10 protein-coding genes are annotated in these 9,149 nt (G+C 67.5%); 8 read left to right on the forward strand and 2 right to left on the reverse strand.

From position 1 onward, the window contains the following. Nucleotides 1–8: 8 nt before the first annotated feature. The 8 genes from E3N86_RS12030 (at nucleotide 9) to E3N86_RS12060 (ending at nucleotide 7,235) form a co-directional block, all read left to right on the forward strand. On the forward strand, nucleotides 9–461 hold the full coding sequence (locus E3N86_RS12030; RefSeq protein ID WP_104100347.1) for a succinate dehydrogenase hydrophobic membrane anchor subunit: 453 nt from the start codon (nucleotides 9–11) through the stop codon (nucleotides 459–461). 17 nt (nucleotides 462–478) lie between these two features. Next, nucleotides 479–2,293 (forward strand): succinate dehydrogenase flavoprotein subunit, encoded by a 1,815-nt coding sequence (gene sdhA / locus E3N86_RS12035; RefSeq protein ID WP_104100348.1) that lies wholly within the window; start codon nucleotides 479–481, stop codon nucleotides 2,291–2,293. 1 nt (nucleotide 2,294) lies between these two features. After that, the gene (locus E3N86_RS12040; protein WP_174843019.1) at nucleotides 2,295–3,083 is read left to right on the forward strand and encodes a succinate dehydrogenase iron-sulfur subunit; all 789 of its coding nucleotides are present in this window, start codon (nucleotides 2,295–2,297) and stop codon (nucleotides 3,081–3,083) included. 99 nt (nucleotides 3,084–3,182) lie between these two features. Next, the gene (locus tag E3N86_RS12045; protein WP_134372289.1) at nucleotides 3,183–4,274 is read left to right on the forward strand and encodes a YihY/virulence factor BrkB family protein; all 1,092 of its coding nucleotides are present in this window, start codon (nucleotides 3,183–3,185) and stop codon (nucleotides 4,272–4,274) included. A 190-nt stretch (nucleotides 4,275–4,464) separates the two neighbouring features. Further along, nucleotides 4,465–5,232, forward strand: coding sequence for an exodeoxyribonuclease III (locus tag E3N86_RS12050; RefSeq protein WP_241986069.1), 768 nt, complete (start codon nucleotides 4,465–4,467; stop codon nucleotides 5,230–5,232). 64 nt (nucleotides 5,233–5,296) lie between these two features. After that, nucleotides 5,297–6,301 carry a tryptophan--tRNA ligase gene (trpS, locus tag E3N86_RS12055; protein ID WP_104171369.1) on the forward strand — a complete coding sequence of 335 codons (1,005 nt, stop codon included), beginning with the start codon at nucleotides 5,297–5,299 and terminating at the stop codon, nucleotides 6,299–6,301. Between the two features lie 4 nt (nucleotides 6,302–6,305). Continuing rightward, entirely contained in the window at nucleotides 6,306–6,428 is a 123-nt protein-coding gene (locus tag E3N86_RS17660; RefSeq protein ID WP_255453070.1) for a hypothetical protein, read from the forward strand. Between the two features lie 3 nt (nucleotides 6,429–6,431). Further along, nucleotides 6,432–7,235 (forward strand): HAD family hydrolase, encoded by an 804-nt coding sequence (locus E3N86_RS12060; RefSeq protein WP_104100352.1) that lies wholly within the window; start codon nucleotides 6,432–6,434, stop codon nucleotides 7,233–7,235. 490 nt (nucleotides 7,236–7,725) lie between these two features. Here the strand turns inward: E3N86_RS12060 and E3N86_RS12065 are convergent, their stop codons facing one another. Both E3N86_RS12065 and E3N86_RS12070 read right to left on the reverse strand, forming a co-directional pair. Next, nucleotides 7,726–8,616, reverse strand: coding sequence for an endonuclease domain-containing protein (locus E3N86_RS12065; RefSeq protein ID WP_134512025.1), 891 nt, complete (start codon nucleotides 8,614–8,616; stop codon nucleotides 7,726–7,728). A 425-nt stretch (nucleotides 8,617–9,041) separates the two neighbouring features. Further along, nucleotides 9,042–9,149 (reverse strand): integrase core domain-containing protein (locus tag E3N86_RS12070; RefSeq protein WP_166785069.1); only part of this gene is annotated, 108 nt, incomplete at its 5' end.

Below are 9,149 nucleotides of genomic sequence, written 5' to 3' on the forward strand. Positions count from 1 at the left end.
GGAGAGCCATGACATCCACAATCGAAGCTCCCCGCAGCCCCTACTCCCGCGCGCCGCGCTCCCGCGGCGTGAACTGGGAGAAGTGGGGCTGGATCTACATGCGCGTCTCCGGCGTCGTGCTGGTCGTGCTCATCTTCGGACACCTCTTCGTCAACCTGATGGTCGGCGAGGGCGTCAGCGCCCTCAACTTTGCTTTCGTCGCCGGCAAGCTGACCACCCCGTTCTGGATGGTCTGGGACGTTCTCATGCTCTGGCTCGCCCTGATCCACGGCGGCAATGGCATGCGCACGCTGGTCAACGACTACGCCACGCAGCGTCTGACCCGCGGCATCCTGAAGTCCGCCATCCTGGCGGCCGTCGTGATCCTGATCGTGCTCGGCACGCTCGTGGTATTCACGTTCGACCCTTGCCCGGCCGGTTCGCCCGCCGATCTTCTTCCTTCGTTTTGCTCGGCCATTTAGGAGCTGCTAAAACCCATATGACTACGGATGCTTCAACCGCGCCCTCAGAGTCCACCGTCATCGACGGTGTGCACTACCACCAGTTCGACATCGTCATCGTGGGAGCCGGGGGTGCCGGTATGCGTGCCGCCATCGAAGCCGGCTCCGGCGCCAGCACGGCCGTGATCTCCAAGCTGTACCCGACGCGTTCGCACACGGGTGCGGCGCAGGGCGGGATGGCCGCGGCCCTCGCCAACGTCGAAGAAGACAACTGGGAATGGCACACCTTCGACACGGTCAAGGGTGGCGACTACCTGGTGGACCAGGACGCGGCCGAGATCCTCGCCAAGGAAGCCATCGACGCGGTCATCGACCTCGAGAACATGGGCCTGCCCTTCAACCGAACGCCGGAGGGCAAGATCGACCAGCGCCGGTTCGGCGGCCACACCAGCGACCACGGCAAGGCACCGGTACGGCGGGCCTGCTACGCCGCCGACCGCACCGGCCACATGATCCTGCAGACGCTCTACCAGAACTGCGTCAAACGCGGCATCAACTTCTTCAACGAGTACTACGTGCTCGACCTGGTCATGACACCGGTCGACGGGGTCGACCAGCCCTCGGCCGTCGTCGCCTACGACCTGTCCACCGGCGAACTGCACGTCTTCCAGGCGAAGGCGTTCATCTTCGCCACCGGCGGGTTCGGCAAGATCTACAAGACCACCTCCAACGCGCACACCCTCACGGGCGACGGCGTGGGCATCGTGTGGCGCAAGGGCCTGCCGCTCGAGGACATGGAGTTCTTCCAGTTCCACCCGACCGGACTGGCGGGCCTCGGCATCCTGCTCACCGAGGGCGCGCGCGGAGAGGGCGCCATCCTCCGCAACGCGGCCGGCGAACGGTTCATGGAGCGCTACGCGCCCACCATCAAGGACCTCGCCCCGCGGGACATCATCGCCCGTTGCATGGTCAAGGAGGTCGCTGAAGGCCGCGGTGCCGGTCCCAACAAGGACTACCTGTACCTCGACTGCACCCACCTCGGTGCCGAGGTGCTCGAGACCAAGCTGCCCGACATCACCGAGTTCGCCCGCACCTACCTGGGCGTCGACCCGGTCACCGAACCGGTGCCGGTCATGCCCACCGCGCACTACGCGATGGGCGGCATCCCCACCAACGTGAACGCGGAGGTGCTGCGCAACAACACGACCGTCGTGCCCGGCCTCTACGCGGCCGGCGAATGCGCCTGCGTGTCCGTGCACGGCTCCAACCGCCTCGGCACCAACTCGTTGCTCGACATCAACGTCTTCGGCAAGCGCGCCGGCAACAACGCCGTCGCCTATGTCACGACGGCCGAGTTCACGCCGCTGCCGACCGACCCGGCCCGGGGTGTGCGGGAGCTGCTGGAAGGAATCCGCACCTCGACCGGAACCGAGCGCATCGCCGTGCTCCGCAAGGAGCTGCAGGAGACGATGGACGCCAAGGCGCAGGTGTTCCGCACCGACGAATCGCTCTCCGACGTCACCAACGTGATCCACGGCCTGCGCGAGCGGTACAAGAACATCGGCGTGCAGGACAAGGGACGCCGGTTCAACACCGACCTTCTCGAGGCCGTCGAACTCGGCTTCCTGCTCGACCTGGCCGAGGTCGTCGTGTACTCCGCACGCAACCGCAAGGAGAGCCGCGGCGGGCACATGCGCGACGACTTCCCCCTGCGCGACGACGCAAACTACCTCGTGCACACCATGGCCTACCTGACCGGAGACCCGCTCTCCGCCGACGCCGCCGACCACATTGCGCTCGACTGGAAGCCGGTCACCATCACGCGCTACCAGCCGATGGAAAGGAAGTACTGAGTTGAGTACCGCAACCGCTACCGCTACCGCAACCGCACCGACAACTGCGAGTGCGCCGGTCGTGCCGGAGGAAATCCAGTCCTTCACCGTGACCCTGATCATCCGCCGGTACAACCCGGAGGTCGACGACGAACCGCACTGGGACGACTTCGACGTACAGATGTACCCGACGGACCGCGTGCTCGACGCTCTGCACAAGATCAAGTGGGAGCAGGACGGCTCACTGAGCTTCCGCCGCTCCTGTGCGCATGGCATCTGCGGCTCGGACGCCATGCGCATCAACGGCCGCAACCGCCTGGCCTGCAAGACCCTGATCAAGGACCTCGACATCACCAAGCCGGTATACGTGGAGGCGATCAAGGGCCTGCCGCTGGAGAAGGACCTGATCGTGGACATGGAGCCGTTCTTCGAATCGTTCCGTGCCGTGCAACCGTTCCTGGTGGCGAACAACGCCCCCACCGATGGCAAGGAGCGCATCCAGACCGTCGCCCAGCGCGAACGCTTCGATGACACGACGAAGTGCATCCTCTGCGCCGCGTGCACGTCGAGCTGCCCGGTGTTCTGGACCGACGGACAGTACTTCGGTCCGGCCGCGATCGTCAACGCGCACCGCTTCATCTTCGACTCGCGCGACGACAACGCCGCCGTGCGCCTCGACATCCTGAACGACAAGGAAGGCGTGTGGCGCTGCCGCACGACCTTCAACTGCACCGAGGCGTGCCCCCGCGGGATACAGGTCACGCAGGCCATCTCCGAGGTCAAGCAGGCCATGCTGCGCGGCATGGTGTAGCCGGTCCGAACCCTGGGGCCGGTCTTGTCACGACGTTTCGTCGTGGCGATACCGGCCTTTCGCTTTCTCCGCTGCCCGGCTGCCGCTTAGGCTGAGCGGGTGAACACTCCCACGGCGATCGACCGGATCAAGACCCTCATCGCGCGGGTCATGCGCTCGCGCCCGGTGCGGGTCTTCACCCGGTTCGGTGAAAGCGGCGGCGGCATCCTGGCCGGCGGCATGTCCTACCAGGCCATCTTCGCGACGTTCGCGGCCCTCTGGCTGACCTTCTCCATCGCCGGACTGTGGATCACGACCAATCCCGACCTCGAGCTGACGCTCTACTCCTTCATCAACCAGTCCGTGCCCGGGCTGATCGGCGAGGAAGGCGTGATTGACCCGAGCGTCCTCGCCGACGCCAGGGTCCTCGGCTGGTCCGGCGTCATCGCACTGGTCGGTCTGCTCGCGACCGTGCTCGGCTGGCTCTCGACAACGGCGCAGGCGGTGCGCACGATCTTCCGGATGCCGCCCGACAAGACCTTCATCCTCCTCGTCAAGCTGCGGGAGCTGGGCCTCGGAGTGCTGTTCGCGGTCGTGCTCGTGGTATCGGCGTTGATCTCGATCGCGAGCACCGAGGCGCTCGGGGCCCTGTTCGGGCTTTTCGGGGTGTCCCGGGATTCGTTCTGGTTCAACGGCGCCGCCCGAGCGGTCGGCCTGCTCCTCGTGCTCCTGATCGACACGATCACCCTCGCCGCACTGTTCCGGGTGCTGTCGCGAGTGCGGATCCCCGTCCGCCAGCTCATCACCGGCTCCATTCTGGGCGCGGTGGGCCTCGGTGTCCTCAAGGTCCTCGGCAGCACACTGCTCGCCGGCGCCGGCCGCAACCCGCTGCTCGCCGCATTCGCGGTGATCATCGGACTCCTGATCTGGTTCAACCTGACCAGCACCCTGACACTGCTCGCGGCATCCTGGATCGCCGTCGGCATGGACGACGCCGGGTTCTCACCGCGACGGATCAGCGCGGATGAGGTTGCCACCGAGAAGCGCCGGCAGGAGGAGGAGGCGTTCCGCGTGGTGGTGCAGGCCGAGCTTCGGGAGGCCCGCCTCGCGCACGACACCGCGGCCTGGCCCCAGCGGCTGCTCACCACGCGTCGCCTGCGCGCCGCCGAGAAGCGAGCCGCTGAGCTGACGAACGACGGCCCCAAGGCCTGAGCCAAAGTAGAATTGGGGAATGCCTTCCGCCTCGACTGCCGCTTCCACTGCCGCTTCCACCCCGGCCGCGTCCGACCCTGCTTCCTCCGCCGCCTCCGCCGACTCCGCTGTGTCCGCGGCTTTCGCCGGCGAGCGCCTGCGGATCGCGAGCGTGAACGTGAACGGCGTGCGCGCCGCCTTCCGCAAGGGAATGGGCGACTGGCTGTCCGAACGCGACGTGGACATCCTCGCCCTTCAGGAGGTGCGTGCCTCGACCGAGGACCTCGAGGGTCTGCTCGGGCCGGGGTGGAGCATCCTGCACGACGCCGCCACCGCGAAGGGCCGGGCCGGGGTGGCCCTGGCCAGCCGATCGACCGCGGCCATCCACCGGGTCGAGCTCGGTGCCGCCGAATTCGACAGCGCCGGCCGCTGGCTCGAAGCCGACTACGAGGTCAACGGCAAATTGATCACCGTCGTGAGCACCTATGTGCACTCCGGCGAGGTGGGTACCCCGAAGCAGGTCGAGAAGTACAGGTTCCTCGACGCCATGCTCGAACGACTGCCCGAGCTCGCCGCGCACAGCGACCGGGCCGTCGTGCTCGGTGACCTGAACGTCGGGCACCGCACGCTCGACATCAAGAATTGGCGCGGAAACGTGAAGCGCGCCGGGTTCCTGCCCGAGGAGCGCGCCTACTTCGACCGCATCGTCGGCGCCGAAGACGCCCCGGACTACAACGCCGGGGCCGGACTCGGCTGGATCGACGTGGGGCGCCGGTGGTCCGGCGAAGTGGACGGGCCGTTCACCTGGTGGTCGTGGCGCGGCCAGGCGTTCGACAACGACACCGGCTGGCGGATCGACTACCAGCTGGCCACAGCGGCGCTCGCGGCATCCGTCACCGGCTACGTCGTCGACCGCGCGGCCGCCTACGACCAGCGCTGGTCCGACCACACCCCCGTGGTCGTCGACTACACCATCTGACCTCCCCTCCAACTCGCGCTTTCGGCCCGGCCGGCGGCCACACGCTACGAAAAGATCTGATCCCATGGACAAGCCCCGCCTCTACTCGGGCATGCAGCCGAGCGCCGATTCCCTGCAGATCGGCAATTACATCGGCGCCCTCCTGAACTGGAAGGCGCTGCAGCAGACCCACGACGCGTACTTCTCCATCGTCGACCTGCACGCCCTGACCGTGGCGCAGGACCCGGTGAAGCTGCGGGAGAACACCCGCCGCACCGCCGCCCAATACATCGCGAGCGGCATCGACCCGTCGGCGTCGACTCTGTACGTGCAGTCGCATGTCGCCGCGCACGCCCAGCTGGCCTGGGTGCTGAACACGATCACCGGTTTCGGCGAGGCCAGCCGGATGACCCAGTTCAAGGACAAATCCGCCCGGCAGGGATCGGACGCGACCACCGTGGGACTGTTCGCCTACCCAATGCTGATGGCCGCGGACATTCTGCTGTACGACACCGAGATCGTGCCGGTCGGCGAGGACCAGCGTCAACACGTCGAACTGACCCGCGACCTCGCGGCGCGCTTCAACGCCCGGTTCGGGCAGACATTCACAGTGCCGGAGGTCGCCATCGTCACGGAGACCGCCAAGATCTACGACCTGCAGAACCCGACGTCGAAGATGTCGAAGTCGGCCGAGTCGCACGCGGGCGTGATCTGGCTGCTCGACGAGCCGGCAGTGACGAATAAGAAGATCATGCGCGCGGTCACAGATGCCGAGGGCGGCGTGGTCTTCGACCGCGAGAACAAGCCGGGCGTGGCCAACCTGCTGACGATCTACTCGGTGCTCGCGGAACGCTCGGTGGGTTCGATCGAGGACGAGTACGCCGGCCGCGGCTACGGCGACCTGAAGAAGGGTCTCGCCGAGGTGGTCACGGGCACGTTCGGGCCGATCCGGGCGCGCGTTCTCGAGCTGCTCGACGACCCGGCCGAACTCGACCGACTCCTCGCCCTCAACGCGGACCGGGCGGCGACGGTGGCCAACGAGACGCTGGCGCGCGCCTACGACCGCGTCGGCCTGCTACCGCGGCGCTAGGGCGGTGGTGGCGATTGTGGTGAGCTCGCTGCCGCTGGGGCGGGGCCGGCCCGTCGACGTCGTCGTCGTCGTCGTCATGGTCGTCGTCGTCATGGTCGTCATGGTCGTCGACGTCGTCGTCAGGTAGCGGATGTCCGCGCCCGCGCCCGCCGTCGTTCTGTTCGACCTCGATGACACCCTGTTCGCCCATCGCGGTGCCGTGGCCGACGGCATCCGCGCCTACCTCGGCTCTCTGGGCGGCACCTTCACCGACGCCGACCCCGGCGCGGCGCTGGCGCTCTGGGACGACCTGGAAGAGCGGCATTACCACGCCTACCTCGCCGGCAGTCTGGACTTCGCCGGGCAGCGCCGGGAGCGGGCCCGCGACTTCGCGGCGGCGCACGGCGTGACCCTGACCGGGCCGGCTGCGACGAGCTGGTTCGACGCGTATTTTCTACACTATCGGGCGAGCTGGCGCCTCCACACCGATGCGCTCCCCTGCCTCGACGCGCTGGCCGTCGCCTTTCCGGGCGTGCGGATCGGGCTGATCACCAACGGTGAGTCGACGCCTCAGGGGCACAAACTGGCGGACACCGGGCTCGACGTGCGGTTGGAGCACGTGATCGCATCCGGCAGCCTGGGCTTCGCCAAGCCGGATCCTCGCATCTTCCGGCATGCCTGCATGGTGTTCGGGTCGGAGTCGGAGCAGACTGTCTACGTGGGCGACCGGCTGCGCACGGACGCGATCGGAGCCGCCGCGGCGGGGCTGACCGGAGTCTGGCTGGACCGGACCGCGGCCGGGGCTGGGGGTGGTGCTGGAGGTAGTGGTGCCGGGGCCGGGGCGGATGCGGCCGAGGCCGCCCGGCTGGGCATCATCCGGATCACCAGCCTCGCCGCGCTGCCCGGGGCCCTCGCGGCCCGCAGCCTCGCCCCACTGACCGCAGGCCCCCGCTGACGGTGCCGCTGGGGTCCCCCTGGCTTGCCCCGGTACGGCCAACTCAGGACATCCGTCGCATTCGTTTCTATTTGACCCGGAAACACGCGGGTCTGATACTGCGATTCGGCAGATCTCCTGAGTTAGCCACACGAGGGTGGGTCTCGACCGCAAGGAGGTCGGGTCCGCGGGCGGACCGCCCCGCTGCGCGCGCCGCCCGGCCACGCTGACGGCAACGCCGGGCTCGAAGCAGGCACGGCTCCTGCCTGCGTGGCCAACTCAGGACATCCGTAATATGCGTTCCTCTTCGCCCCGGAAACACGCGGGTCTGATACTGCGATTCGGCAGATCTCCTGAGTTAGCCACATGGGGGTGGGTCTCAACCGCATGACCGGCAGGTTGGGTGTCCGCCGAGCCGGACCCGGCAGCCCCACGGGAGCGGATGTCGGCTTGCCGCGAACCGACTAAACGATGAAGGTGCGGGAGCGGATGTCGGCTTGCCGCGAACCGACTAGACGATGAAAGTGCGGTAGTGACTGGTCGACGCCAGAAGGCCAGTGATCGCGGCGATGACGCGCTTCGGGTGGTGGATGATGTCCCGGTAGAGAACCCGCAGAGTCAGGTACCCCCGCATGGCGAGGTCGCAGTCGCGGGTGCGGTCGCGCGCGTGCGCCTCCCAGCCGTCGTGGAACTGCCGACTGTCGGCCTCGACCGCTATGCGCCCCTCGACGATCATATCGACGCGACCGACGCCCCCGATCTCGACCTGGATCTCGACGTCGAAGCCGGCTCCCGTGATCACGAGGCGGAGCACGGTCTCCTGGCCCGATTCGCTGCAACAGTCGATGAGCGGGCGCAGGGACTGCAACTCCGCGGGCAGAGCTGCGAAGATCTGGGCCACGGCCTGCTCCGCGAGCAGTCTCTTGTACAAGGCATTATCGAGTGACGCGATCGCGAATCTCGGTTCCTGGCACCGGAAAACCTGGACCAGCGCATCGGCCAGCCCGATACGGAACTCGGTGCCGCCGCAGGGGTCGAGCAGCTGACCCCAGTGGAGTTCCACACCGTCTCGGTTGTGAGCGTTGAGCTGCTGAAATCGATCGTGCGGCGCCCGCAACCGGGAAGCGGTGGGGTCGACATGGATGTGCGCGAAGGTGCTGTCCAGAGCGAAGATCCCGGCATTCGCAACCGCGGAGACGCAGGCGAGTCGCCCACCCAGCCGCACCGCTTCGAGGATGTGCGCATCCGTATCGGGAAGCGCATAGTGCCCTCGACGCGCCCTCACCAGATATCCACTCTCCACGGCCGCCCTCAGCACCCGCCAATTGGCGCCGCCGGCGTTCAGCGCCCCGGTTTCGGCGATCTGCACATTGTGGACGCGGAAGTACTCTGCCCAAGTCATGTCGACAGTGTGGACAGCGCGGGCCCCGTCTGCCGCGTCGGCTGCCCACCTGTGGCCTGCTCCGGTCAGCCTGTGCTGTGGAGGATCCGAGGTGTCGCCGCCGACCCGTGGCTAATTCAGGAGAAACAGCTGTGAAGCGACGGGCAAACTGCACCAGTCCGGCATCCGTTGGCGCCGCCAGGGTAGATCTCCTGAGTTAGCCACACACCACCCACGGGAGCTGCCCTCCGGGAAGCGCCACGAAGGAACTGTCCGACGGGGCACGGATGCCGGCCGGCGCGAGGGGAAGACGGGGACGGGCACGGGCCACGGGGGACGGGGCACGGGGAACGGATGCCGAAACCCGGCGGCCAGGGGCGGCCGCCGGGTCTCGGTGGGGTGCGTCGTACGCGCGCGGGGACGCGGGGGGAAAAAGGGGGCGCGGGCTAGATGTTGTTCCCACTGACGTTGTGAGCACGGTTGATGGGTGATTTGCCGCCGATGCCGGTATGGGGTCTGTGGTGATTGTAGCTATGGATCCAGTCTTGGTAGGT

Source organism: Cryobacterium sp. Hz7 (assembly GCF_004402815.1).
Lineage (GTDB): Bacteria > Actinomycetota > Actinomycetes > Actinomycetales > Microbacteriaceae > Cryobacterium > Cryobacterium sandaracinum.

Bases quoted from the DNA above. Each gene is read 5' to 3' on its own strand.
- E3N86_RS12050 (WP_241986069.1), top strand. From the start codon at position 4,465: ATGGGCGACTGGCTGTCCGAACGCGACGTGGACATCCTCGCCCTTCAG.
- trpS (WP_104171369.1), top strand. From the start codon at position 5,297: ATGGACAAGCCCCGCCTCTACTCGGGCATGCAGCCGAGCGCCGATTCC.
- sdhA (WP_104100348.1), top strand. From the start codon at position 479: ATGACTACGGATGCTTCAACCGCGCCCTCAGAGTCCACCGTCATCGAC.
- E3N86_RS12030 (WP_104100347.1), top strand. From the start codon at position 9: ATGACATCCACAATCGAAGCTCCCCGCAGCCCCTACTCCCGCGCGCCG.
- E3N86_RS12060 (WP_104100352.1), top strand. From the start codon at position 6,432: ATGTCCGCGCCCGCGCCCGCCGTCGTTCTGTTCGACCTCGATGACACC.
- E3N86_RS12065 (WP_134512025.1), bottom strand. From the start codon at position 8,616: ATGACTTGGGCAGAGTACTTCCGCGTCCACAATGTGCAGATCGCCGAA.